This is a genomic window from Roseobacter sinensis (genome assembly GCF_025755255.1).
Taxonomy (GTDB): Bacteria; Pseudomonadota; Alphaproteobacteria; order Rhodobacterales; family Rhodobacteraceae; genus Roseobacter; species Roseobacter sinensis.
Window position 1 is genome coordinate 198,079 of record NZ_JALIEB010000004.1, and the last position, 25,640, is coordinate 223,718.

Sequence of the window (25,640 nt, forward strand, 5' to 3'; positions counted from 1 at the left end):
TGGGGATGCTCGCACAGCGCGCCTTGCGCGGACAGGTGGCCTTTCACGCCGGCCATGCCGCCGAAGCGGTGGTTGCGCGCCACTACGAGAGTTTGGGCTACACCGTCGCAGACGTAAGATGGCGCGGCACGGCGGGGGAGGTCGACCTGATCGTCCGGGACATTGCAGGCCTCGTCTTTGTCGAAGTGAAGAAGAGTGACAGTTTCGATGCCGCTGCAGCTCGGCTGACGGCGCGGCAGATGCGACGCATCTACACGGCGGCCGAGGAATACCTGGCAGGACAGCCGCTGGGGTCGCTGACCGAGGCGCGCTTTGACGCGGCTCTGGTCGACGGCACGGGCCGTGTTCAGATCGTCGAAAACGCCTTCGGCGCGCTCTGATCTTCTGCCTGCGGCACCATTGAACCTTTCTGACAGCTGGGCCATGTAGGGGCGGTCAACGCGAGGAGCCGCCATGAAAATCGCCTTTCAGATGGACCCCATCGGGGACGTCGACATCACCGCAGACAGCTCCTTTCGCCTGGCCGAAGAAGCGCAGGCGCGCGGCCATGAGTTGTTTTTCTACTCTCCTGACCATCTCGCCTATCAGGAGGGGCGGATCACGGCGCTCGGTCACGATCTGCGGGTCCAGCGGGTGCAGGGGGACCACGCACAGCTGGGACACGCCCGCGAGGTCGATCTGGCGGAGTTCGACGTGGTGTGGTTGCGGCAGGACCCGCCTTTCGACATGCACTATATCACGTCGACCCATCTTCTGGATCGGCTCGGCCCGGACACCCTTGTGGTTAACGATCCTTTCTGGGTCCGCAATTATCCCGAAAAGCTGCTGGTCCTCGATTTTCCCGATCTGACCCCGCCCACGAGCATCGCGCGGGATCTCACGACGATCAGGGCCTTCAAGGAAAAGCACGGCGACATCATCCTCAAGCCGCTTTACGGCAATGGGGGTGCGGGGGTGTTTCGCCTTGACGTCAATGATCGCAACCTGAGCTCGCTCTACGAGCTCTTCACGGGGTTCTCGCGCGAGCCGCTGATCGTGCAGAAGTTCCTGCCGGCGGTCTCGAAGGGTGACAAACGTGTCATCCTCGTCGATGGCGACCCGGTCGGGGCCATCAACCGCGTGCCGGCCGAAGGCGAAACCCGCTCCAACATGCATGTGGGCGGACGACCGGAGAAGATCGGCCTGACCGACCGCGACCGCGAGATCTGTGCCGCAATCGGGCCCTTGCTGAAGGAGAAGGGCCAGATCTTTGTGGGGATCGATGTGATCGGCGACTATCTGACGGAAATCAACGTGACCTCTCCGACCGGCATCCAGGAACTGGAGCGGTTCGATGGCGTCAACATCGCCGCCCGCATCTGGGAGGTGATCGAGGCGCGCGCCGGTTAGGCGTCTGCCGGGCTCGCCAGGCGAAAGCTGATCGCTTCGGCAATATGCGGTTTGCGCACCTGATCGGAGTGATCCAGATCGGCGATGGTGCGGGCGACGCGCATCACGCGATGGTAACCGCGGGCGGACAGGTTGAACCGTTCAGCGGCGCGCAGCAGTAGATCGCGGCCTTCCGCGTCCGGGCGGGCGACCTCTTCCAGGGCCTCGCCTGCGGCTTCGGCATTCGAGCGCATGTCGGGCCGCTCCGCAAAGCGGGTCTGTTGAACCGCCTGCGCCGCGGCGACCCGGGCGGCGACCGCGCTGGAGGTCTCGCCAGTGGCCGGCAGATCGAGATCGCTGTAGGCGACCGGCGGCACATCCACGCGCAGATCGAAGCGATCCATCAGCGGCCCGGAGATGCGGCCCAGATAATCTGTGCCGCAGTGGGGTACGCGGGCGCAGGCGCGTTCGGGATCGGACAGATAGCCGCATCGGCAGGGGTTGGCGGCCGCGACGAGCATGAAGCGGCAGGGGTAGCGGACATGCGCGTTGGCGCGGGAGATCATGACTTCGCCGGTTTCGATCGGCTGTCGCAGGGTTTCGAGCACGTTGCGCTGGTACTCGGGGAATTCGTCCATAAAGAGCACGCCATTGTGCGCCAGCGACACCTCGCCAGGCTTGGCCATGCGACCGCCGCCGATCATCGCGGCCATGGACGAGGTGTGGTGCGGGTCGCGAAACGGCCTGTCGCGGGTGATGCCGCCCTCGTCCAGGAGGCCGGCCACGGAATGCACCATAGAGGTCTCCAAGGCTTCCATCGCCGTCATCGGCGGCAGGATACCGGGCAGGCGCTGCGCCAGCATGGACTTTCCCGATCCGGGCGTTCCCACGAAGATCAGATGGTGCCGCCCGGCGGCGGCGATCTCCAAGGCGCGTTTGGCGCGCTCCTGCCCTTTGACCTCCGACAAGTCCTTTGTTTCTGCCCGCGTTTCCACCTGGCCCGGGGCCGCCTGCTGCAGAGGCACCTGGCCGGTGAAGTGGCGCACCACATCGCCCAGCGTGCGAGCGGCGATCACACGTGCGTCGCTGACCCAGGCCGCTTCCTTTCCGCAGGCTTCGGGGCAGAGCAGACCGAAGCCCTCTGTGGCCGCTGTCATGGCCGCGGGCAGCGCGCCGTTGACAGGGACGATCTTGCCGTCGAGCGAGAGCTCTCCGAGGGCCACGACGGATTGTGTGATGTCCTGCGGAATGATCTCGAGCGCGGCCAGCAGCGAGACCGCAATGGGCAGGTCGAAGTGGCTTCCCTCTTTTGGCAGGTCCGCCGGGCTGAGATTGATCGTCACCTTCTTCGAGGGAAAGGCGATGGCCATGCAGGACAGCGCAGCGCGCACCCGTTCCTTGGCCTCGGACACGGCCTTGTCGGGCAAGCCCACGATACTGAACGCGGGCAGACCTGGAGAGAGCGAGCACTGGACTTCGACAAGACAGGCCTCAATCCCGCGAAAGGCGACCGAATGGGCAAGAGCAACCACGAAAACCCCTCCTGACTAACGTGGTTAATCGGTACGTCAGGGGTGTTTACGAAAGGTTAATCCCCGCGCGTCTCGGCAGGCCAGTCCGCGAGGGTGCAATTCGTCGGATAGGGAAAGGGGTCGTAGGTCACTTTCAGTGCCTCCGCCCGCCATGCCCGGAAGGCCGGATCCTCAATGGTTTGGACGCAATAGGCGCGGTTCTGTGCCGATACGGGCAGATCGTAGCCGATAATCCGCGCCGCAACCGGGGCAAAGAATACGTCGACAAGCGAATAGGAGCCCATGATCCAACCCTCCGTCGCGCCGGACATGGCACGGGCGCTGGCCCAGACCTCTTGGAGCCGCGTCAGATCGGCGGCCAGCGCCGGGGAGACCTCGAAGCGCTGATTGACGTGATGCAACTGCATCGGACAGGTCTCGCGCAGCGCCGAAAATCCGCTGGCCATTTCGGCGCACAACCACCGCGCCCGGCTGCGCAGCGCCGGCGGTTTCGGCCAGAGCCCGGCCTCGGGATGCCTCTCGGCCAGTGTCTCCGCCATCGCCAGTGTCTCGCCGATGATCTCGCCCTCGGGCGTTTTCAACACGGGCACAAGACGGGCGGGTGCAAGCGGGGCCAGATCGTCGGCCATCGTGCCGCTGTAAAGCCCGACCAGATGGGTCCGGTGGGGCAGCGCGAATTTCTCCAGCATCAGCCAGCCCCGGAGGGACCAGCTGGAGAACAGGCGGTCGCCGATGTAAAGATCGTAGGTCATGACGCGCAGGTTAGCCGCGGCCCGGGTGCGACATCAAACGACCATTTGTGACCGTGGCGATCACGGACGGTGATTGATCTGGTGCACGGTGGTCTCGGCCCCGGCAAAAACGATCCGGGTGCAGGACAGATTGTCGATGGAATGCGAGAGCGCCTCAAAGGGGGTGACCCCGAGCCCGCGCTGCACCTGGGTGAGGATGACCCCGATATGCGCGGTCGCGATGATGTGCGCATCGGGGTGCGCGGCCGTCAGCGCATCGACGCAGGCATTGATGCGTCGCGCTGCGGCATTCCAGCTTTCGCCCTCGGGGGGGGCAACATCTCCGGGCGTTTCCCAGTAGGCGCGGCTCAGCTCCGGATCACGCTGTGCGACGTCGGAGAAATGCAGGCCGTCCCAGGCGCCGAAATGAAACTCGCGCAGGGCCGATGTGTCAGCCAGCCGCGCGTGCCCCGGCGCTTGTATGGCGTCGGCCGTGGCCGAGGCGCGGATCAGGTCCGATGAAACCAGCAGAGCCTGATCGGGCAGGTGGTCCCGCAGCTTTGCCACCTGCGCGGTGTCCGACAGATCGGCAGGCACGTCACGCCAGCCGACCAGCGCTTTTTCATGCGTAGGCCCGTGCCGCACCCAATGCCAGACCGTCATGGCAACGTCCCCTTCATGACGATCGGAAGCCCTGCGCTCACCTGAACCGCGAGATCGGCCTCTGCTGCAAGCGCGATGTTCAACCGACCCTGCGCCTCGCGAAACCTGCGCGCCAGCGCGTTCTCGGGCACAATGCCGTGGCCGACCTCATTCGAGACGATCACGACTGGTGCTGCGCAGTCGTGCAAGGCAGAGAGGAGATCGGCCTGACCTTCCGCTATGTCGCGCCCGTCCATGATTAGGTTCGTCAGCCACATCGTGGCGCAGTCGATCAGCACGGCCTGGCCCGAGGTGAGCTGTGACAGAACCGGGTGAAGTTCGATTTGTGCCTCAAAATTCAGCCAGCGGTCACTTCTGCGCGATCTGTGCAGTTCTACGCGCATTTTTATTTCGTCGTCAAAGACCCGCGATGTGGCAAGGTAAACAGGTTCTAAAGCACTGCTTAACAAAAGGTTTTCTGCCCAGACTGATTTCCCGGAGGCTGCACCTCCTAGAACGAAAGTCAGTTTTGGCAACATTTTATAAACCTTTGAGGTGAACCAATCGTTGGTATGGTGCGTACCTATATCAATTGTACACGGCAAGGTGTGCTTCATCTGACTGGGAGATGTCGCTATGGCTTTGGACACAGCAAGAGATATGTCACTGTCGCGGACCGCGATGAAAGCAGAGTTGCTCGACGCGGAAACCGAGCTCAAACTGGCCTACGCGTGGCGCGACGAGCGATGTGAAGACTCCCTACACCGGCTGATCACAGCCTACATGCGATTGGCGATTTCGATGGCCGCCAAGTTCAAGCGGTACGGCGCACCCATGAATGATCTCATTCAGGAGGCCGGGCTGGGGCTGATGAAAGCAGCCGACAAGTTCGACCCGGATCGCGGCGTGCGCTTTTCGACCTATGCAGTGTGGTGGATCAAGGCGTCGATCCAGGATTACGTGATGCGCAACTGGTCGATGGTGCGCACCGGTTCGACCTCGTCCCAGAAGTCCCTCTTTTTCAATATGCGTCGCGTACAGGCCCGGCTGGAGCGCGAGAGTGCTGCCGCAGGCGAGGTGCTAGATCGGCACCAGTTGCGGCAGATGATTTCGACCGAGATCGGTGTTCCGCTTCATGATGTCGAGATGATGGAAGGCCGCTTGTCGGGCTCGGACTACTCTTTGAACGCCACCCAGTCGACCGATGACGAAGGCCGCGAGTGGATCGATGCGCTGGAGGATGAAAGCGCGCAGGCTGCCGATATGGTCGAGCATTCCCATGACACCGAACAGCTGCGCGAGTGGCTCTTGAAAGCCATGAACGATCTGAACGAGCGCGAGCGGTTCATCGTACGCGAGCGCAAACTGCGGGACCAGCCCCGCACGCTTGAGAGCCTTGGCCAGGAGCTGAACCTCAGCAAGGAACGGGTGCGCCAGTTGGAGGCCGCCGCCTTCGGCAAGATGCGCAAGTCGCTCGAGAGCCAGTCGCGCGAAGTGCATCATTTCCTGATGTGACGCGCTCATATCCAAGATCTATGACGTTGTTTGGAGCGGCCATCTGGGCCGCTTCTTTCGCCTCTGCCGACGACATGCCGCCCGAAGCTGCACAGACGGCCGACGTGCTGTTCATCGGCGAGCAGCATGACAACCCTGCTCATCACACGCTTCAGGCCGCCTGGACCCGTGCGCTTGCGCCGACCGCATTGGTCTTTGAGATGCTGACCCCGGATCAGGCGGCCCGGATCACGCCGCAGCTGCGCAGGTCAGAGAGCGATCTCGAAGCCGCGCTGGAGTGGGAGGCGTCGGGGTGGCCCGATTTTGGCATGTATTATCCGATCTTCGCCGCCGCACCGGATGCGCAGATTTTCGGCGCCGCTGTCCCCCGGGATCAGATCCGCGGCCTGATGCAGGATGCGCTGGTCGACATCTTCGGCGCCGCGGATGCGGTGCGCTTCGGCCTTGACCAGCCGCTGCCTGCAGCGCAGCAGGCGACACGCAAAGAGATGCAGGCCGAGGCCCATTGCAACGCGCTGCCGGACGAGATGCTGCCGGTGATGGTCTCCGTCCAGCGGCTGCGCGATGCAGCGCTTGCGCGCGCCGCGCTCGCGGCCGTCTCGGCAACGGGTGGCCCTGTGGTCGTGATCACCGGCAACGGCCACGCGCGGGCGGATTGGGGTGCGCCTGTTTACCTCGAAACCGCCGCACCCGACCTCGCGATCTTTGCGCTGGGACAGGGCGAAGATGGCAGCACCCCGCCTGGGCGCTTCGACGTCACCGTGGATGGCCCGCCGGTCGACCGGGGTAATCCCTGCGACGCGTTCAACTGATCCGCGGGGCTGGCGATTGCCGTCATGACGGCCTATGGTCGCGCCGATGACCACCCAACGGGGACGCATGATGCTGACCGGGAAACACATTTTGCTGATCATCGGTGGGGGAATCGCAGCCTTCAAATCGCTCGATCTGATCCGCCGCTTGCGCGAACGGGGCGCAGAAGTCACCCCCGTTCTGACCCTGGCAGGGGAGGCTTTTGTCACGCCGCTGTCCGTCTCGGCGCTGGCCGGGAGAAAGGTCTACCGGGATCTCTTCGATCTCACGGATGAGGCCGAGATGGGGCATATTCAGCTGAGCCGGGTCGCGGATCTGCTCGTGGTGGCACCCGCCACGGCCGATCTCATGGCAAAGATGGCCAGCGGCTTGGCCAATGATCTGGCCAGTACGATCCTTCTGGCCACCGATACGCCCGTGCTGGCCGCACCCGCCATGAACGTTCGCATGTGGCAACACCCGGCAACCCGGCGCAATCATGCGCAACTGTCTGACGACGGGGTGCGCTTTGTCGGGCCGAACGACGGCGACATGGCCTGTGGTGAATACGGCCCCGGCCGGATGGCCGAACCGATGGAGATCGTTGCGGCCATCGAGGCGCAGCTGGCAGGTGGGCCGCTCTCGGGCAAACGTGTTCTCGTGACCTCGGGGCCGACGCACGAACCGATCGATCCGGTGCGTTACATCGCCAACCGGTCCTCTGGTGCCCAGGGCACAGCCATCGCCCGCGCGCTCTCGGCTCTTGGCGCAGAGGTCGTCTTCGTCACCGGCCCCGCGGATGTTCCGCCGCCCGAGGGGGTGACGGTGGTGCCGGTCGAGACCGCGCGCCAGATGCGTGAGGCGGTCGAGGCGGCCTTGCCCGCAGATGCCGCTGTCTTCGCCGCTGCGGTCGCGGATTGGCGCGTGCAGGGCGCGCGTGATCAGAAACTGAAGAAGTCCAAGGACGGCCTGCCGACGCTCGCGTTCGAGGAAAACCCGGACATTCTGAAAGAGGTTTCTCATCTGGGCGCAGGGCGACCCAAGCTGGTGGTCGGTTTCGCGGCCGAGACCGATGATGTCCTTGCCAATGCGACGGCCAAGAGGCAGCGCAAGGGCTGCGACTGGATCGTGGCCAACGATGTCTCGGGCGGGTCGGGTGTCATGGGCGGTGCCGACAATACCGTGACCGTGATCGACGAAGCAGGCCCTGAGAGCTGGCCCAAGATGACCAAGACCGAGGTGGCCAAGCGCCTCGCCGCGCGGATCGCTGAGGCGCTGAACTGATCTCATGACAGCGGAACCCGGTCATGTCGAGATTGCGTTTGCCTGGACGGACGACGCCGACCGCAGCCTCGGGTTGCCGGCGTATCAGACGCCGGGCGCGGCCGGCGCGGACGTGCGGGCCAACCTGCCGGAAGGCGATGTCACGCTTGTACCGGGGGCCCGCGCCTTGATCCCGACCGGCCTGAAGATAGAGATCCCACACGGGTATGAGGTGCAGGTGCGTCCGCGATCGGGCCTGGCCTTGAAGCATGGGCTGATGCTGGTCAACAGCCCGGGCACCATCGACAGCGACTATCGCGGCCCCTTGGGCATTATCGTCCTGAACGCAGGTGAGGCCGCCTTTACCGTCACCCACGGCATGCGGATTGCCCAATTGGTGGTGGCACCGGTTGTGCAGGCCGGTTTCACGCTGCAGGACCGGTTGAGCGGGACTGAGCGCGGTGAGGGCGGGTTCGGATCAACGGGGCCGCGCTGATGGTTCTGGTTCTGGCCATGGCCGCGGGGTTCTGGGGGCTCGGTGCGCTGATGGGGGCGCCGCGCAGCACCCGCCTGACGATGATCGGCGCGCTTTACGTCGGTGTTCTCATCATTCAGCTGACGCTGCCCGACGGCAGCGCCCTGCGCGCGGCCACCGGCGAAAGCCCAGCCCTGTGGCTCATCCTGGGCGGGTTCGTGGCGCTGGTGCTCGGGTACCGGCGCGGTCTGCGCGCCCTGCAAAGCCGCGCAGACACTGCACAATCCTCGCATCGGTTCGATGTCGTGAAACCCGGTTTCAGTGAGACGGAACTGAACCGCTACGCCCGGCACATCGTCCTGCGCGAAATCGGCGGGCCGGGGCAAAAACGGCTTAAGGCGGCAAAAGTCCTGGTGGTGGGCGCCGGCGGGCTTGGCGCACCGGCGCTGCAATACCTCGCGGCGGCGGGCGTCGGGACCATCGGAGTGATCGATGACGACACGGTCGAGAACGCGAACCTCCAGCGCCAGGTGATCCACAAGGATCAGTCTATCGGGACGCCGAAGGTCTTCTCTGCTCAGGCGGAAATGACCGCGCAGAACCCGCATGTCGTCGTGCGGCCCTATCACCGCCGCCTGACCGAGGAGATCGCAGATGACCTCATTGGCGACTACGACTTAATCCTCGATGGCACGGACAATTTCGACACGCGCTACCTCGTCAACCGCGTTGCCGTCGCGCAGGGCAAACCGCTGATCTCGGGTGCGCTCAGCCAGTGGGAAGGGCAGTTGAGCGTCTTCGATCCGGCGTTCGGCGCCCCGTGCTACCAATGCGTCTTCCCGGAGGCGCCGGCCTCAGAGCTGGCCCCGTCCTGTGCCGAAGCCGGTGTTCTGGGCCCGTTGCCCGGCGTCATCGGCGCCATGATGGCCGCGGAGGCCATCAAGCTCATCACCGATGCCGGGACGGTCCTGCGGGGCCAGATGGTTATTTACGACGCGCTTTACGGCGAAAGCCGGACCATCGCGGTGGCGCCCCGGTCCGACTGTCCCGTTTGCGCTGGAAAGCGCCCAGGATAGCCCGGCGCAGCAGGTCCGCCGCTTGTGCATCCTCGGTCCCGAACCTAGCTTGTGTCCCAAAGGAGAGCCGCATGACGAACCCGCTGTTGCAGGACTGGACCACCCCCTTTCAGATCGCCCCGTTTGACGCCATTTCAGACGATGATTTCGCACCCGCGGTCGAGCAGGCGCTCGCCGCACACCGCGACGAGATCGAGGCCATCGCGAGCGCGTCCGAGACACCGAGTTTTACCAACACGATCGAGGCGCTGGAGGCTGCCGGGGCGTCGCTCGATCAGGTGTTGAACGTGTTCTTCAACCTTGTGGGGGCCGACAGCAACCCGGCGCGCGAAGCGCTGCAGCGCGAGTTTTCGCCCAAGCTCGCCGCGCATTTCTCGCAGATTTCCAGCAACAAGGCGCTCTTCGCCAGAGTCGCTGACCTGTGGGAGCGTCGTGACGCGCTGGACCTCACTGCCGAGCAGGCCCGCGTGCTGATGCTGAAACATCGCAACCTGGTTCGGTCGGGAGCGGCTCTGGAAGGTGCGGACGAGGCGCGGATGACAGAGATCAAGGAGCGGCTTGCCGTTCTCGGCACCGAGTTCACCCAGAACCTTCTGGCGGACGAGCGCGACTGGACCTTGCCGCTGGCCGAGGCCGACCTTGAGGGCTTGCCGGGGTTCGTTGTTGCCGCGGCGCGGGCCGCAGGCGAGGAGAAGGGCGCGGACGGCCCTGTCGTGACGCTTTCGCGCTCGCTGATTGTACCGTTCCTGCAGTTTTCGCCTCGGCGGGATCTGCGCGAGACCGCTTTCAGGGCCTGGGCTGCGCGTGGGGCCAACGGGGGGGCCACCGACAATCGGGCCATCGCGGCCGAGATCCTCGGTCTGCGCGAAGAACGCGCGCGCCTGCTCGGCTATGACAGCTTTGCCGACTACAAGCTCGAAACCGAAATGGCCAAGACCCCTGCGGCGGTGCGCGATCTGCTTATGGCGGTCTGGGAGCCTGCCGTGGCCCGGGCCAGGGCCGATGCCGACGCGCTGACCGAGATGATGCGGGCCGATGGGATCAACGGCCCGCTGGCTCCCTGGGACTGGCGCTACTATTCGGAAAAACGCCGCCTGGCCGAGCATGACCTCGATGAGGCGGCGCTGAAGCCCTACTTCCAGTTGGAGCGCATGATCGAAGCCGCCTTTGCCTGCGCGACCCGGCTCTTCGATCTGCAGTTCGCCCCGCTCGATGTTCCGCTCTATCACCCTGATTGCCGGGCGTGGGAGGTGACGCGGAACGGAGCGCATGTGGCGGTGTTCATCGGTGACTATTTCGCGCGGGGTTCGAAACGCTCGGGCGCCTGGTGCTCGGCCATGCGCGCGCAGGCCAAGTTCCCGAAGCCGCAGACGCCCGTGGTTGTCAACGTCTGCAACTTCGCCAAGGGTGATCCTGCACTTCTGTCCTATGACGACGCGCGGACGCTGTTCCATGAGTTTGGCCATGCGCTGCACCAGATGCTGTCCGATGTGACCTATGAAAGCGTTTCGGGCACGTCTGTCGCGCGCGATTTTGTCGAGCTGCCAAGCCAGCTTTACGAGCATTGGCTGGACGTGCCGCAGGTGCTGGCCGAATTCGCCACCCATGTCGAGACCGGTGCCGCGATGCCGCAGGAGATGCTGGACAAGGTGCTCGCTGCAGCCACCTACGACATGGGCTTTCAGACGGTGGAATACGTGGCCTCGGCCCTTGTTGACCTCGCCTTTCACGACGGGCCTGCGCCAAGCGATCCGATGGCCCGGCAGGAGGAGGTCCTGCGCGAGATCGGTATGCCCGAGGCCATCGCGATGCGTCACGCCACGCCGCATTTCGCGCATGTGTTTGCCGGCGACGGTTATTCCAGCGGCTATTACAGCTACATGTGGTCCGAGGTGATGGACGCCGATGCCTTTGCGGCCTTCGAAGAGGCGGGCGGTGCCTTCGACCCCGAGCGCGCGGCCGCGCTGGAGCAGCATATCCTGTCGACCGGCGGCAGCCGGGATGCGGCCGAGCTCTACACGGCGTTCCGCGGGCGGCTTCCGGGGGTCGAGGCCTTGCTGACGGGGCGCGGTCTCGCCGCAGAGTGATCAGTACCCGCTGCGGCGGTCCACCAGATGCAGGAAGGGCTCCCCGGCCTCCCCGCGTCGGACATTCTCGGCGATGACTCGGGCCGCGGTGGTCGGGCGCGTCTCGGCGGCCACATGCGGTGTGACTGTGACCTTCGGATGCGCCCAGAAGGGATGAGCCTGCGGCAGCGGCTCGGTACGGAAGACATCGAGCGTCGCGCCGGCGACATGGCCTCGGTCGAGCGCGTCGAGCAGCGCCTCATCGTCGATCAGCGGCCCGCGGCCCGGGTTGATCACAAACGCGCCTTTCGGAAGCCGCGCCAGGGTTTCGGTGTTGAGCGTGTTCTCTGTGGCCGGTGTATCAGGCAGCAAGAGCACGAGGATCTCGGCCTGCGCCAGGGCCGTTGCAAGCCCGCCCGAGCCATGATGCGCGATGACGCCCGGCACGTGTTTCTCCCGACGGCTCCAGCCGGTCACGGCAAAGCCGAGGCTCAGCAGCACCTCGGCTACGGCCGATCCCAGTGCGCCGAGGCCCAGGATGGTGACCTGGCGCTCGGACGCCAGGGGTGGTGTATGCGGCACCCAGAGATGGTCGGGGTTGTGGATGTGCTGGTCCATCCCGAGGTGATAGCGCATCACGTGGCCCGCCACCCATTCGGTCATGGATTGGGTCATGCCGGGGTCGACCATGCGCGCAAGCGGCAGGGTCAGCGTGGGGTTGTTCACGATTGTCTCGACACCCGCCCAGAGGTTCAGCACCGCCTTGGCCCGGGTAAAGGGACTGAAATCCTGCAACGGCGCATTCGGCGTATAGATGATGTAGTCAACCTCGGCAGGTGGAATGTCCGGTGCGAGATGGGGCGAGAGGCCAAGCTCGGCGAAGGCGGACCTCAGTGGCGTCTCGTAGATGGTCCAGCGGCTTGGATGTGCGGCAAAAAGGACGTTTGGTGTCACGGTGGCTTATCTCAGGCGATGCACATGCGCGCTTTGCATCAGGCCGAAGGCCAGCATCAGCACCAGCATCGCCGAGCCGCCAAAGCTCACCAGCGGCAGCGGCACACCCACGACCGGCGCAAGGCCCATCACCATCGACATGTTCACCGCGAAGAACAGGAAGAAGTTCAGCGCGATCCCGAGGATCAGCAGGGACGAGAAGCGGTCCTTGTTGATCAGCGCCGACCAGATGCAGAAGACGATGATCAGCGCATAAAGCCCCAACAACGACATGCTCCCCAGAAAGCCGAACTCCTCGGCCAGCGTCGTAAAGATGAAATCGGTGTGTTTCTCGGGCAGGAAGTTCAGCCGCGTCTGTGTGCCCTGCATGAACCCACGCCCGGTCCATCCGCCGGAGCCGAGCGCGATCTTGGATTGGGTGATGTGATAGCCCGCGCCCAGCGGGTCGGTACTGGGGTCGAGGAAAGTGTCGATGCGGCGGAACTGGTAGTCCTTGATCAACTGCCACTCGGTCCCGCGGGACTTGAAGACGGTGGTCACCAGCCCGATGGCGCTGGCGAGCACGGCAGCGAAATAGGCCCAGTGCACGCCGGCGAGGAACATCAGCCCGCCCCCTGCGGCCAGCAGCAGGATGGAGGTGCCCAGATCGGGCTGTCGCAGCACCAGCGCGGTCGGGATCAGGATCACGATCACCGGCAGCAGCACCCAGAACGGGTGAGAGGTGCGTTTCGCAGGCAGCCAGTCGTAGTAGGCGGCCAGGAACATCACCAGCGTGATCTTCATCAGTTCGGAGGGCTGCAAGCGCATGAAGCCGAGGTCGATCCAGCGCTGTGCCCCCATGCCGACCACGCCAAAGAACTCCACCGCGACAAGCAGTGCGAGCGTGACAAGATAAGCGATGCCCGCCAGCGAACGCCAGAACCAGATCGGAACCATCGCGACGCTGATCATCAGCACGAACCCTACGGCAAAACGCTTCATCTGCGGCTCGGCCCACGGGCTGAAGGAGCCGCCTGCGACCGAATAGAGCATCAGAAACCCGACCCCGGAGATCGAGGCCAGAAGGATCGCGATGGGCCAGTTCAGATAGAGGATCTTGCGCACCCCGGTCGGTGCGGTTTTGACGGCATACTCGAGATAACTCATGCCTGATCCCGCCCGACGAAGGAGGCCTGGGGCTGCACGCCGCGCAGCCGCTCCTGCTGTTCTTCAATGCGCTCGCGGTCCTTTGTCGGATAAGCCTCGAGCGGCGGCTCTCCTCCATAGAGCGCCTGAAGCGTTATGTCGCGTGCAATCGGAGCAGCGGCTTTCGAGCCGCCACCGCCATGCTCGACGACAACGGAAATCGCGTACTTCGGCCGATCGATGGGCGCGAAATTGACGAAGAGCGCGTGATCGCGCCGTTCCCAGGGCAGGTCTTCGTTGCGGATCACACCTGCCCGCCGCTCTGCCGCGGTGATGTTGCGCACCTGGCTCGTTCCGGTCTTGCCGGCCATGCGCATGCCCTCGTCGATGATCCGCGAGCCATAGGCCGTGCCGCGCCGGTCATTGACCGTGACATCCATGGCGCGGCGCATCTTGCGCAGGTTGTTCTCGTTCATGCCGAGGCTCTCGCCGCCGCGCTCGGGCTGCTCGACCCCGTCGATCGATTTGATCAGCCGCGGTTCGACCGCCCGGCCCGTGGCCAGCCGTGCGGTCATCACGGCCAACTGCATCGGCGAGGCGAGCATGAAACCCTGGCCGATCGAGACGTTGACCGTGTCGCCGACCCGCCAGCTTTGCCCGTAGGTCTGCTGTTTCCACGCCATGTTCGGGGCGAGGCCCTGCGCGACTGCCGACATGGGCACATCGTGCTTCACCCCAAGCCCGAAGCGCTTCGCCATCTCGGAGACCTTTTCGATCCCCACCTTGATCGCGAGATCGTAATAGTAGACGTCGCAGGACCGTTTCAGCGAGGTTTGCAGATCGACCCAGCCGTGACCCCCGCGCTTCCAGCAGTGAAACCGCCGACCCGACACTGTAAGGTGGCCCGGGCAATAGACCGTCTCATCCGGCCCGATCAGCCCCGCCTCGAGTGCGGCCATCGCCGTGATCATCTTGAAGGTGGAGCCGGGCGGATAGAGGCCTTGCACGGTCTTGCTGGCGAGCGGGCGATACTTGTTGTTGGTCAGGGTGTTATAGTCCTTGACCGAGATCCCCCGCACGAAGAGGTTCGGGTCGAAGGTCGGCGCCGAGGCGCAGGCCACCACATCGCCCGTGTCGCAATCGAGAACCACGGCGCTGGCGCTCTCCTGGTCCAGCCGCGCCTGAACGTAGCCTTGCAGCTTGGCGTCGATGGTCAGCTGCACGTCGGAGCCGGGAATGCCCTCGCGCCGGTCAAGCTCGCGCATCACCCGCCCGGCGGCGTTGACCTCGACCCGCTTGGCACCTGCCTTGCCACGCAGGAGCGGCTCCAGCTTGGTTTCGACCCCCACCTTGCCGATCTGGAAGCGGGGGATGCGCAGGACCGGCTCGGGATCTTCGATCTTCTGCAGATCATAGTCCGAGACGGGCCCCACATAGCCCAAGACATGCGCAAAATCCGATCCCTGCGGATAGACGCGGCTGAGACCCACCTCCGGGGTGACCCCAGGCAGTGCGGGTGCGTTCACCGATACCCGGCTGATATCCTGCCAGCGCACGTCCTCGGCGATGGTGATCGGCAGGAAGGAGGGCGAGCGTCTGAGCTCTTCTTTGGTGCGGGCGATGTCTTCGGGATCGAGCGGGATGATGCGTGACAAGCGCTCGAGCACCGCGTCGGTGTCGCCCGCATCCTCGCGCACGATGACGATGCGATAGGAGGGCGCATTCTGAGCCAGGCGCACGCCGTTGCGGTCGAAGACCTCGCCGCGAGACGGCGGGATCAGCCGGACGTTGATGCGGTTCTCCTCGGCCAGCAGCCGGAACTGGTCGGCCTGTTCCACCTGCAGGAACCGCATGCGCGCGGCGAGGCCGCCGATGAAGAGTAGCTGCGCGCCGCCGAGCAGGGCGGCCCGGCGGCTGATCCGGCGATGGCTGAAATCAGTCTCGGCGCGTGTCTTCTTCATGCCGATGCCTCGGTTGTGTCGGTGGTCTGCATCATAGCCGCGCACCCGTGCTGTCGAGATCGCCCGGCGTCGCCTTGCGGACCCTCATCAGCCCATGCGTTGCGGCGACCACCAGCGGATAAAACAGGATTGTCATCACCGTCTCGAAGATCGTCAAGCCGAAGGGTGGCAAATCCACCAGCGTGATGATCAAGAGCGCCCGATAGAAGATTGCCACGCTCACCATGACGATGGCGACGCGCAGCCATTCGCTTGCGAAACCCGTGTCGCGCAGGCCACGCGCCCGGCGCTTCAGGCTCTCGCAGCCCAGCAGGGCCACCATCGCCCAAAGGCCCGGCGGCCGTTGCAGCAGCAGATCAGCCAGCAGAAACAGCCCGGCGAGCGCGAGCACGGGCACATATTCCGGCCGGCGCAGGGACCAGGCGCAGGCAAAGGCCAGCAGCAGGTCGGGTCCGACCCAGCGGCGCGGGGTCGTCTCGAGCGGCAGCAGGTGGAAGAAGAGGATCACGCAGACCAGCAGGGCAAAGCCCAGGCGCATCGTCCAAAGGCGTGTTTGCGGCAGCTCGCTCACTGGCCCAGGCCCTCGGTGGCGATCACCGGCGGCGGTGGCAGCTGCGGGCCGATGATCCGGGCGGTGTCAGACACCGGTTCGGTCCCGTGATGGCGCAGCACCCGCAAGAACTCGAGCCGCTGATAGTCGGCCGAGAGCCGCACCCGCAGCTTGCCACCGGGATCAAGTGCCACCTGACCGATCAGCAGCCCGGGCGGGAAGACACCGCCATCACCGGAACTGATCACCCGATCGCCTGGACGCACCTGGTCGCTGTCTTCGAGGAACTCGATGGGTGGGGCCGAGGAATTGTCGCCCGCGACGATTACCCGCTGCCCGGACGGCTGGATGATCGCCGGAATACGGCTGGATGCATCGGTGAGCAGGATCACGCGGGCCGTGTTTTCGCCGACACCGGAGATACGCCCGACGACACCGATCCCGTCCATCGTGGCCCAGCCATCGACGACGCCGTCGCGTGCACCGACGTTGAGCAGCACCGACTGGCGGAAGGGCGAGCCGCTGTCCGCCAGCACGACGCCGGTGATGTATGTCAGCCGCGGATCGAGCCGGACCTTGTTCAGATCGAGCAACCTTGCGTTTTCCTGTTCGAGCTGCAGTGCGGCCTCTTTCCAGGCTTGCATGCGCCGCAATTCCGAGCGCAGCTCGCCGTTCTGCTGCGCCAGCCGCTGATAGCTCTGGAAGTTCTTCAAAAGGTTGATCGTACCGGTCACGGGCGCCATCGCCCAGTCGAGGCTGGGCACGAACTTATCCGTGACCAGCGCGCGAAAGAGTTCGACCCGGGGGCTGTCGATCCGCCAGACGAGGAAAATTGCAAAGAGGCAGAGCACCACCACGCTCAGCAGCAGGCGCCGGACGGGGCCGGTGTATTCGCTGCTGGTGGGTCGGTCCTTGGCCATCTCTCGGCGGTCTCCTGCCCCGGATCGGGCAGGGCAGACCTGCCGCTGAACGGGGCGCTATGATCGGATGCGCTTAGCTGTCGTAGTCGATCGCATGGCGCAGTTGTTTCTCGTACTCCAGGGCCTTACCGGTGCCGAGCGCCACGCAGTTGAGCGACTCATCGGCAATCGACACAGCGAGACCGGTTTGTTCGCGCAAGGCAAGATCCAGGTCGCCCAGCAGGGCGCCGCCCCCGGTGAGCATCACGCCGCGGTCCACGATATCCGCGGCCAGATCCGGCGGTGTGGTCTCAAGGGCGGTCATCACCGCCTCGCAAATCTGTTGTACAGGTTCGGCCAGGGCTTCGGCAATCTGTGCCTGCGTCACTTCGATTTCCTTCGGCACACCGTTCAGCAGGTCGCGCCCGCGGATCTGCATAGAGGTTCCGCGCCCGTCATCGGGCATGCGGGCGGTGCCAATGGAGGTTTTCACCCGTTCCGCCGTTGTCTCACCCACCAGAAGGTTCTGCTGCCGGCGCAGGTAGCTGATGATCGCCTCGTCCATACGGTCGCCGCCGACGCGGACCGAGCGGGCGTAAACGATATCGCCCAGGCTCAGCACCGCCACCTCGGTGGTCCCGCCGCCGATGTCGACGACCATGTTGCCCGTCGGGTCGGTGATCGGCATGCCGGCACCAATGGCCGCCGCGATGGGTTCGGCAATGAGCCCGGCGCGGCGCGCGCCTGCGCTCAGCACCGACTGGCGGATTGCACGTTTCTCCACAGGGGTGGCGCCGTGGGGCACACAGACGATGATCTTGGGTTTGGAGAAAGTCGATCGCTTGTGCACCTTGCGGATAAAATGCTTGATCATCTCTTCGGCGGTATCGAAGTCGGCGATCACGCCTTCGCGCATCGGGCGGATCGCCTCGATGCTGCCAGGTGTGCGGCCCAGCATCAGCTTGGCGTCTTCCCCCACCGCAAGGACCTTCTTCACCCCATCCTTGACGTGATACGCCACCACCGAGGGTTCGGACAGGATCACGCCGCGCCCTTTGACATAGACCAGCGTGTTGGCGGTGCCGAGATCGATCGCCATATCGGATGAAAACAGCCCGCGAATTTTGTCAAACATTCTGTTGATACCTTGCCCGAAATCTTCTTGGCCCGCGCTTTCCAGAAAGGCGGGCTTTCCACACTTATAGGCTTAGGCGTTAAAGGGTGAAAGAGGCGTTAACGATGATGTAAGCATCATATTGCTTTTTCATCGCTTCTGTGAATTCGCGCTCAAGTCGGGCCCCGATGCAAGACCGGGGCCCGCGCATCAGCTGACGTCCTTGTAGCTGATCTCGCGCTTGTCCTTGCCACCTTTTTCGCGACGCATCAGCAGGCGGTTCAGCGCGTGAATGTAGGCAAGCACCGAGGCGACGACCGTGTCGGTGTTGGCTGACTGGCCGGTCACGATGCGGCCGTCTTCTTCCATCCGGACCGAGACGGTCGCCTGCGCATCGGTGCCTTCGGTCACCGCATGCACCTGGTAGAGCTGCAGCCGCGCGCTGTGCGGCACCAGCGCCTTGATCGCGTTGAAGGAGGCATCGACCGGGCCATCGCCCGTCTGCGTCGTCGATTGCTCTTCACCGTCGATCTCCATCACCAGATCGGCCTGTTGCGGTCCTTCCGTCCCGCAGACGACCTTCAGAGACTTGAGCTTCAGCCGGTCGTTTTCGGGATCAGTGGAGGTCCGCATCAGCGCGATCAGATCGTCGTCGTAGATCTCTTTCTTGCGGTCCGCCAACTCCTTGAACCGCACGAAGACATCCTTGAGCTGATTGTCCCCCAGCTCGAAGCCCAGATCCTCCAGCTTGGAGCGCAATGCCGCGCGACCGGAGTGCTTGCCCATGACGAGATTGGTCTCGGAAAGGCCCACATCCTCGGGGCGCATGATCTCGAAGGTCTCGGCGTTCTTCAGCATCCCGTCCTGATGGATGCCGCTTTCATGCGCGAAGGCGTTCTTGCCGACGATGGCTTTGTTGAACTGCACCGGGAAGCCCGAGACGGCGGCCACGCGACGCGAAATGTTCATGATCTTGGTGGCATCAATGCCGGTCTGGAAGGGCATGATGTCGTTGCGCACTTTCAGGGCCATGACCACCTCTTCGAGGGCTGTGTTGCCCGCACGCTCCCCCAAACCATTGATCGTGCATTCGATTTGACGTGCGCCGGCTTCGACGGCGGCCAGTGAGTTCGCCGTCGCCATGCCCAGATCGTTGTGGCAATGGGTGGCGAAGGTGATCTCATCCGCGCCGGGCACCCGGTTGATCAGCATCGCAATCAGCTCAGCCGATTCTCGCGGCGCGGTGTAGCCCACCGTGTCGGGGATGTTGATCGTCGTCGCACCGCATTTGATCGCGATCTCGACCACGCGGCAGAGGTAATCTTCTTCCGTCCGGGTCGCATCCATGGGGGACCACTGCACGTTGTCACAGAGGTTGCGGGCGTGGGTCACGGTCTGCTCGATCCGCTCGGCCATCTGATCCATGTCGAGGTTCGGGATCGCGCGGTGCAGTGGCGAGGTGCCGATAAACGTATGAATGCGAGGGGCTTTTGCGTGTTTCACCGCCTCCCAGCAGCGGTCGATGTCGCCGATCTGGGCGCGCGCCAGCCCGCAGATGGTGGCGTTCCGCGTCTGCTTGGCGATTTCGGTGACGGCAGCAAAGTCGCCTTCCGAGGCGATGGGGAAGCCCGCTTCGATGATGTCCACGCCCATCTCGTCGAGCAGCCCGGCGATCTCAAGCTTCTCCGCGTGGGTCATGGTCGCGCCCGGGCTCTGCTCGCCGTCGCGCAGGGTGGTGTCAAAAATCAGGACGCGGTCCTGTTCGCTCTTGTCTGTCATGTTTCGGGTCTTTCGTTTCTGCTGTTTTCCCTGGCGCGCGGCACGATCCTCTGAGCGGGCGCGCCGAAGGGCACGCTCAGAGGCGGGTTAGCAGCAGCAGAGCGGCGGCTGGGCGCAAGGCATAGCGCGGGCAGAGGATATGCGTCTTCGGATGCATGGCCGTAGTTATACGCAGGCGCGCGCAAATGGGAAGGTGGTTTTTCGGGCATCTCGCCCTGCGCAGCGACAATCTGCCCCGTTCCGGCTCTTGAAGGGGGCAAGCCCCCGGCTAGGTCTGCGCAGATGAAAAGAACCTTGATTATAGGCGCTTCGGGCGGGATCGGCGCGGCGTTGGCACGCGGTTGCCGGGCGCGGGGCGACGACGTGGTCACCCTGTCACGGTCGGCCGATGGCTTCGAGATCACCGACGAGGCTGCGGTCGCTCGGCATCTGGACGCGCTGGAGGGCACCTTCGATCTCATCCTCGTCGCCACAGGCGCGCTGGAGATCGACGGGGCCGAACCCGAGAAAACCATCAAGGCGGTCACGGCCCGCGCGATGATGGATCAGTTCGCGGTGAACGCGCTCGGGCCTGCGCTGGTGCTGCGGCATGCGGCGGAGCTTTTGCCGCGGGATCGCCGCGCGGTTCTGGCGGTGCTCTCGGCGCGGGTGGGATCGATTTGCGACAACAGGATCGGCGGTTGGGTCAGCTATCGCAGCGCCAAGGCGGCGGTGAATCAGATCGTGCATACGACATCGATCGAGCTCAGCCGGACGCACAAGCAGTCGATTTGCGTGGCGCTGCATCCGGGCACGGTGGCGACGCCCTTCACGCAGAAGTACCTGGGGCGGCATCCCTCGGTCCTGCCCGCGGAGGCGGCGGAGAACCTGTTGCAGGTGGTCGAACAGCTTAGCCCGGCGGAGACGGGCCAGTTCTTTGACTGGGCCAGGAAGGCGGTGCCCTGGTGAGCCGGCTGGTTCTGGTTCTGGGGGATCAGCTTAGCCCGGGGCTGAGCGCGTTGCGCGAGGCAGACCCTGACAGCGATATTGTGGTCATGGCCGAGGTCGCGGAAGAGACCGACTACGTGAAGCACCACCCGAAGAAGATTGCCCTGATCTTCGCGGCGATGAGGAAGTTTGCCGCGCGGTTGCGCGACGAGGGCTGGGATGTGCGCTACAGCCAGCTCGATGACACGCAGAATGCGGGATCCATCGTGGGCGAGCTGCTGCGCCGGGCCGAGGAAACCGGCGCCAAGGAGGTTTTGGCGACCGAACCCGGCGAGTGGCGGCTGATCGACAAGCTGAAACACGCGCCGATCACCACGCATATCCTGCCCGATGACCGGTTTATCGCCTCGCACCAGGAGTTTGAAGACTGGGCCGAGGGGCGCAAGGCGCTGCGGATGGAGTACTTTTATCGCGAGATGCGGCGCAAGACGGGGCTGCTCATGGACGGTGACGAGCCGGTTGAGGGCAAGTGGAATTTTGACCATGAGAACCGCAAGCCCGCGCCCGGCGAGGTGGCGTTCAACGGACCGATGCAGTTCACGCCGGATGAGACGGTCGAGGAGGTGCTGGCGCTGGTGGAGTCTCGGTTCGGGGACCATTTCGGTGACCTGCACCCCTTCTGGTTCGCGACCACGGAAGGCGAGGCCCGACGCGCGCTGTCTCATTTCGTTTCAAAGGCCTTGCCGAAGTTCGGCGACTATCAGGACGCGATGTTGGCCGAGAACCGGTTTCTCTATCACGCGGTGATCTCGGCCTATATCAACATTGGGTTGCTGGATCCGCTAGAGGTCTGCGAACAGGTGGCCGAGGCCTATGCGGCGGGAGACGTACCGATCAATGCCGCGGAAGGGTTTGTCCGCCAGATCATCGGCTGGCGGGAGTACATGCGGGGCATCTACTTCCTGAAAGGCCCGGACTATGTGACGGGCAATGCGCTCGGGCACGAGCGCGACCTGCCGGCGCTCTTCTGGGGGGGTGAAACGAAGATGCGATGCCTCGCGAAAGCGGTCGAGCAGACACGGGCCGAAGCCTATGCGCATCACATCCAGCGCCTCATGGTCACGGGGAACTTCGCGCTGCTGGCCGGGATCGATCCGCATCAGGTGCACGAATGGTATCTGGCGGTGTACATGGATGCCTTCGAATGGGTCGAAGCGCCGAACACAATCGGCATGAGCCAATTCGCCGATGGCGGGTTGATCGCCTCGAAACCCTATGTCTCGAGCGGCGCCTATATCAACCGCATGTCGGACTACTGCAAGGGCTGTCACTATAGCGTCAGCACAAAGACGGGGGAGGGTGCCTGTCCCTTCAACCTGCTCTATTGGCACTTCCTTGACCGGCATCGCGAGCGGTTCAAGGACAATGCGCGCATGGGGAACATGTATCGGACCTGGGACAGGATGGATGCGGAGCGGCGCGCGACGGTGATCGCGGAGGCTGATGCCTTTTTGAAGCGTCTGGACGCCGGCGAGACCGTCTGAGCACGTGAGCGTGGACCGGGGCGGTGCGGCTGCAGGTGGCACGCCTTGGCCTGGTCATGCGGTTCCATGACGCCGGGACGCCGCTCGGCTGCGCCGTCGCCCCGCCCGCCGTCCCGCTTGCATGCCGACAGTTTGATCGAAAACCGAAACGGATTCTTTCTCCTTTTCCGATATCAGCACATGCTATGCAGTGCGGAAGTGATCCGGAGGAGCGAGTGAATGGAACCCGAACGCGCAAAGAAAGGATGTCCGCAGTGCGCGTCACGTCCAGGATCCTCCTTTACCGAGGACATCACGATGGCCTTCCAGCCGATCTTCGATCTGGCCGCCGGCACCGTCTTTGCGCAGGAGGCGCTGGTGCGGGGCAAGGATGGGCGCGGCGCAGGCGAGATTTTCGAGAAGGTGACAGAGGAGAACCGCTACCGGTTCGATCAACTCTGCCGCACGACGGCCATCGAGGTGGCGACCCGGCTCGGACTGGACAGCGCGCTGTCGATCAACTTCATGCCGAACGCGGTTTACGAGCCGCGTCACTGCATTTCGCACACTCTGTGGACCGCGGAGAAGTATGAGTTCGACGTGAGCCGTATCATCTTCGAGTTCACGGAAACGGAGCTGGTGCGGGACGTATCGCACCTCACGAATATCATCGAAACCTACAAGGAGATCGGGTTTCGAACCGCCATCGACGATTTCGGTGCCGGCTTTTCGGGGTTGAACCTGCTGGCGGATGTGGTTCCCGACCTGATCAAGCTCGACCGGCATCTGATCAAGGGGCTGCACAGGGATGCCGTCCGGCGGGCCATCGTGACCCGCACCAAGGCGCTTTGCGACGATCTCGGTGTTGCGGTCGTGGCCGAGGGGATCGAGCTCGCGGAAGAGCTTGAAGCGCTGCAGGAGATCGGGATCACGCTGGTGCAGGGCTACTACCTGGCGCGGCCCTTGTTTGAGCAGATGCAAAGCCTGCCGAACGTGCCTTTCGGCCAGACGGGACGCGGTGCGTCAGCTGCGCGCTAGGGGACCGTCAGGCGGATCGTGTCAGCGACCGGACCGTCCGCAGAAAAATAGGGTGTGCCGTCGAGCGCACTGAGCACGACGCGCAGGGCAACAGGCCCCGAGGGCAACGCGCCGATCCGCACGACGGGATCTGCAATGCGGCCCAGCCGGGTGCCATCCGCGAAGAGCTCGGCATAGCCTCGGATGGGGGCGTCTGCAGCCTCCGATTGGCCGTCGAAGGCGAAATGTTCTGTGTCGAGTGCCACACGCCAGCCTTCGCCGTCGGGGCTGGCGCTGAGCGTCACGGACGGCACGAGGCCGGCTCCAGCCATATCCCTCGGGCGCTCGAAGCGCGATAGACGCGCCGCTGTCTCTTCGGCGCTGGTGTCCTGATAGCGGATGATCGCGGAGACCTGCCCTGCGGTCTCGAATTCCATGCGGAGCGGCACGGTGTCACCCGCCATGAGACTCCCCGCGGTTTCCAACCGGATATGGCCTGCCTCGGCGGTCAGCCAGCTGACACCGGAGGGCACAGTCAGTCCGCGCGCACCGGCGCCGCGCAGGCTGGCCTCCCCTGCCGTGCTAGCGACGGCCGACAGCCGGTCGGGCGCGCCGCGGTTCTCGATCTGGAAGGTGACGACGAGGCCGCCGCTGTGGGTCGTGCGTGCGGCGGTGTCGCTGATCAGGATATGGTTGGCTTCCCCCTCCGAAACCAAAGTGAGCGCCCAGAATCCGATGAGACCAAGCATCAAGGCGGTCAGTATCCTGGTCGTCGGCATCGTCGCAGTCCTTGGTCCTCGGCACGGGCAGCCTGCTGAAGACCTGGACTGCGATCAAGTCAACTCGACGTCATGTGCCGGCAGGCTCAGCCATCGGTGAGCGCGCCGTTTTCCCAATCGCCGGTGGCCTCTTCTCCCGTCGCGTAGCGCATGGTGCCTGTGCCCTGTCGCTTGCCCGCTTCGAACATGCCTTCATAGACGTCGCCGTTGGCATAGGTGGCGATGCCCAGGCCTTCGATCTCGCCTTCGACCCAGGCGCCTTCATAGGTGAAGCCCGACGGCATGGTGATCTTGCCCTGGCCGTGGCGCTGGCCGTTCTCGAACTCGCCGACATAGATCGTGCCGTCGGGGTAGGTGGCCGTGCCCTGGCCCTGGCGCTGGCCATCGACCCAGGTGCCGTTGTAGGTGTAGCCATCGGCATAGGTCATCACGCCCTGCCCATGGTTGCGGGCGTTCTTGAATTCGCCCTCGTAGATCACGCCGTTGGTGTAGGTGGCCTTGCCTTTGCCGTCGATCACACCGGTCTTCCACTCGCCCTCGTAGGTGGAGCCGTCGGGATAGGTGATCAGCCCTTCCCCATGGGCCAGACCGTCAGCGAAGCTACCGGCATAGACGGATCCGTCGGGGTAGATGACGCGGCCCTGGCCCTCGATCTCGCCCGCGACCCAAGAGCCGGTATAGGTGTACCCGTCCTGCGCGGCGAAGGTGCCCTGGCCGTCGCGCAGGTCGTTTGCGAACTCGCCTTCATAGGTGTCGCCGTTGGCATAGACCACCTTGCCGATGCCTTCGCGCCGGCCCGAGACCAGCTGCCCCTCATAGACATCGCCGTTCGCCTGCGTCAGCTTGCCGGTGCCGTCGATCTGCCCGTCGCGCCACAGGCCCACGTAGACCAGACCGTCGGGCATGGTCAGCGTACCCTGACCCGCGCGCTTGCCGGCCTTGATCTCGCCCTCGTAGACCGCGCCGTCAGGGTAGGTGATGGTGCCGGTGCCTTCCTTCACACCATCGACCCAGTCCCCCTTGTACTCATAGCCACCCGGGCTCTGCATCGTGCCCTTGCCATGGTGCTTGGCGTTCCGGAACTGGCCTTCGTAGCGCACGCCGTTGGCATAGAGCGCGATGCCAGTGCCCATGATCGCCCCGGCCTGCCATTCGCCTTCATAGGTGCCGCCGTCCGCAAAGGTGATCTTGCCAAACCCGTCGGGCTTGCCCTTGGCAAAAACCCCTTCGTAAACCGAGCCATTGGGGAAGCGGGCGACACCTTCGCCCTTGATCTCGCCATCGATCCACTGGCCGGTGTACTCATAGCCGTTGGGCAGCTTGTAGGTGCCGGTGCCGTGTTGGACTCCACCGCGGAAGGTGCCCTCGTAGACGCCGCCGTCGTCATACTGTTTGGTCAGGACCTGCCCGTCCTGAGCGACAAGCCCGGTCGGCAGAAAGGCAAGGCAGATAATCAGGCGGCGAAGAGACATATGACCCCTAGAGCGTGACATGGTGGTATCGAACGGGCGTGACGTGCTGCACACCCCCTTGCCGGAACTTAGGCAAAGGC

The 25,640-nt window shown here is 64.4% G+C and carries 24 protein-coding genes; 11 read left to right on the top strand and 13 right to left on the bottom strand.

The window, feature by feature from the left end; genetic code table 11:
* Positions 1-5: 5 nt before the first annotated feature.
* Together MUB52_RS08315 and gshB are read left to right on the top strand one after the other, a co-directional pair.
* The gene (locus tag MUB52_RS08315) at positions 6-380 is read left to right on the top strand and encodes a YraN family protein (protein WP_404818211.1); all 375 of its coding nucleotides are present in this window, start codon (positions 6-8) and stop codon (positions 378-380) included.
* A 73-nt stretch (positions 381-453) separates the two neighbouring features.
* The gene (gene gshB, locus MUB52_RS08320; protein WP_263843745.1) at positions 454-1,389 is read left to right on the top strand and encodes a glutathione synthase; all 936 of its coding nucleotides are present in this window, start codon (positions 454-456) and stop codon (positions 1,387-1,389) included.
* On the opposite strand, the gene MUB52_RS08325 is transcribed toward gshB, so the two are convergent.
* The 4 genes from MUB52_RS08325 to cobU are packed head-to-tail and all read right to left on the bottom strand — an operon-like array spanning position 1,386 to position 4,812.
* Positions 1,386-2,900, bottom strand: coding sequence for a YifB family Mg chelatase-like AAA ATPase (locus MUB52_RS08325; RefSeq protein ID WP_263843746.1), 1,515 nt, complete (start codon positions 2,898-2,900; stop codon positions 1,386-1,388). The genes gshB and MUB52_RS08325 overlap by 4 nt on opposite strands.
* A 56-nt stretch (positions 2,901-2,956) precedes the next feature.
* Positions 2,957-3,652 (bottom strand): glutathione S-transferase, encoded by a 696-nt coding sequence (locus MUB52_RS08330; RefSeq protein ID WP_263843747.1) that lies wholly within the window; start codon positions 3,650-3,652, stop codon positions 2,957-2,959.
* Between the two features lie 60 nt (positions 3,653-3,712).
* Entirely contained in the window at positions 3,713-4,294 is a 582-nt protein-coding gene (locus MUB52_RS08335; protein WP_263843748.1) for a histidine phosphatase family protein, read from the bottom strand.
* Entirely contained in the window at positions 4,291-4,812 is a 522-nt protein-coding gene (gene cobU / locus MUB52_RS08340) for a bifunctional adenosylcobinamide kinase/adenosylcobinamide-phosphate guanylyltransferase (protein ID WP_263843749.1), read from the bottom strand. The genes MUB52_RS08335 and cobU overlap by 4 nt, the downstream gene beginning before the upstream one ends.
* Before the next feature lie 97 nt (positions 4,813-4,909).
* On the opposite strand from cobU, the gene MUB52_RS08345 reads away from it, so the two are divergent.
* The 6 genes from MUB52_RS08345 to MUB52_RS08370 all read left to right on the top strand — a co-directional run bounded on the left by MUB52_RS08345 (position 4,910) and on the right by MUB52_RS08370 (position 11,481).
* Complete coding sequence (locus MUB52_RS08345; protein ID WP_263843750.1) at positions 4,910-5,788, top strand: RNA polymerase factor sigma-32; 879 nt, start codon at positions 4,910-4,912, stop codon at positions 5,786-5,788.
* 20 nt (positions 5,789-5,808) lie between these two features.
* Positions 5,809-6,600: a ChaN family lipoprotein gene (locus tag MUB52_RS08350; RefSeq protein WP_263843751.1), complete on the top strand. Its 792-nt coding sequence runs from the start codon at positions 5,809-5,811 to the stop codon at positions 6,598-6,600.
* Positions 6,601-6,670: 70 nt separating this feature from the next.
* Positions 6,671-7,864 carry a bifunctional phosphopantothenoylcysteine decarboxylase/phosphopantothenate--cysteine ligase CoaBC gene (gene coaBC / locus MUB52_RS08355; protein ID WP_263843925.1) on the top strand — a complete coding sequence of 398 codons (1,194 nt, stop codon included), beginning with the start codon at positions 6,671-6,673 and terminating at the stop codon, positions 7,862-7,864.
* Positions 7,865-7,868: 4 nt separating this feature from the next.
* On the top strand, positions 7,869-8,339 hold the full coding sequence (gene dut, locus MUB52_RS08360) for a dUTP diphosphatase (protein ID WP_263843752.1): 471 nt from the start codon (positions 7,869-7,871) through the stop codon (positions 8,337-8,339).
* On the top strand, positions 8,339-9,394 hold the full coding sequence (locus MUB52_RS08365) for a HesA/MoeB/ThiF family protein (RefSeq protein ID WP_263843753.1): 1,056 nt from the start codon (positions 8,339-8,341) through the stop codon (positions 9,392-9,394). The genes dut and MUB52_RS08365 overlap by 1 nt, the downstream gene beginning before the upstream one ends.
* Positions 9,395-9,465: 71 nt before the next feature.
* On the top strand, positions 9,466-11,481 hold the full coding sequence (locus tag MUB52_RS08370) for a M3 family metallopeptidase (RefSeq protein WP_263843754.1): 2,016 nt from the start codon (positions 9,466-9,468) through the stop codon (positions 11,479-11,481).
* Here MUB52_RS08370 and MUB52_RS08375 read toward each other — a convergent pair whose 3' ends face one another.
* From MUB52_RS08375 to MUB52_RS08405, 7 genes are all read right to left on the bottom strand, one after another.
* Positions 11,482-12,414 (bottom strand): 2-hydroxyacid dehydrogenase, encoded by a 933-nt coding sequence (locus MUB52_RS08375; RefSeq protein ID WP_263843755.1) that lies wholly within the window; start codon positions 12,412-12,414, stop codon positions 11,482-11,484.
* A 6-nt stretch (positions 12,415-12,420) separates the two neighbouring features.
* A complete protein-coding gene (gene rodA / locus MUB52_RS08380) occupies positions 12,421-13,560 on the bottom strand; it encodes a rod shape-determining protein RodA (RefSeq protein ID WP_263843756.1) in 1,140 nt (379 codons plus the stop codon).
* Positions 13,557-15,500, bottom strand: a complete 1,944-nt coding sequence (gene mrdA, locus MUB52_RS08385) for a penicillin-binding protein 2 (RefSeq protein ID WP_263843757.1) — start codon at positions 15,498-15,500, stop codon at positions 13,557-13,559. Before mrdA ends, rodA begins: the two co-directional genes overlap by 4 nt.
* 31 nt (positions 15,501-15,531) lie before the next feature.
* Positions 15,532-16,071: a rod shape-determining protein MreD gene (locus tag MUB52_RS08390; RefSeq protein WP_263843758.1), complete on the bottom strand. Its 540-nt coding sequence runs from the start codon at positions 16,069-16,071 to the stop codon at positions 15,532-15,534.
* The gene (gene mreC / locus MUB52_RS08395) at positions 16,068-16,970 is read right to left on the bottom strand and encodes a rod shape-determining protein MreC (RefSeq protein WP_263843759.1); all 903 of its coding nucleotides are present in this window, start codon (positions 16,968-16,970) and stop codon (positions 16,068-16,070) included. The genes MUB52_RS08390 and mreC overlap by 4 nt, the downstream gene beginning before the upstream one ends.
* Before the next feature lie 73 nt (positions 16,971-17,043).
* Complete coding sequence (locus tag MUB52_RS08400; RefSeq protein ID WP_195819615.1) at positions 17,044-18,084, bottom strand: rod shape-determining protein; 1,041 nt, start codon at positions 18,082-18,084, stop codon at positions 17,044-17,046.
* 189 nt (positions 18,085-18,273) lie between these two features.
* Positions 18,274-19,842, bottom strand: a complete 1,569-nt coding sequence (locus tag MUB52_RS08405; protein ID WP_263843760.1) for a 2-isopropylmalate synthase — start codon at positions 19,840-19,842, stop codon at positions 18,274-18,276.
* Between the two features lie 282 nt (positions 19,843-20,124).
* On the opposite strand from MUB52_RS08405, the gene MUB52_RS08410 reads away from it, so the two are divergent.
* From MUB52_RS08410 to MUB52_RS08420, 3 genes are all read left to right on the top strand, one after another.
* A complete protein-coding gene (locus MUB52_RS08410) occupies positions 20,125-20,790 on the top strand; it encodes an SDR family NAD(P)-dependent oxidoreductase (RefSeq protein WP_263843761.1) in 666 nt (221 codons plus the stop codon).
* Entirely contained in the window at positions 20,787-22,313 is a 1,527-nt protein-coding gene (locus MUB52_RS08415) for a cryptochrome/photolyase family protein (RefSeq protein WP_263843762.1), read from the top strand. The genes MUB52_RS08410 and MUB52_RS08415 overlap by 4 nt, the downstream gene beginning before the upstream one ends.
* 219 nt (positions 22,314-22,532) lie before the next feature.
* Complete coding sequence (locus tag MUB52_RS08420) at positions 22,533-23,330, top strand: EAL domain-containing protein (protein WP_263843763.1); 798 nt, start codon at positions 22,533-22,535, stop codon at positions 23,328-23,330.
* On the opposite strand, the gene MUB52_RS08425 is transcribed toward MUB52_RS08420, so the two are convergent.
* Positions 23,327-24,088: a hypothetical protein gene (locus MUB52_RS08425; RefSeq protein ID WP_263843764.1), complete on the bottom strand. Its 762-nt coding sequence runs from the start codon at positions 24,086-24,088 to the stop codon at positions 23,327-23,329. The genes MUB52_RS08420 and MUB52_RS08425 overlap by 4 nt on opposite strands.
* Before the next feature lie 86 nt (positions 24,089-24,174).
* Positions 24,175-25,560 (bottom strand): MORN repeat-containing protein, encoded by a 1,386-nt coding sequence (locus MUB52_RS08430; RefSeq protein WP_263843765.1) that lies wholly within the window; start codon positions 25,558-25,560, stop codon positions 24,175-24,177.
* Positions 25,561-25,640 lie beyond the last annotated feature (80 nt).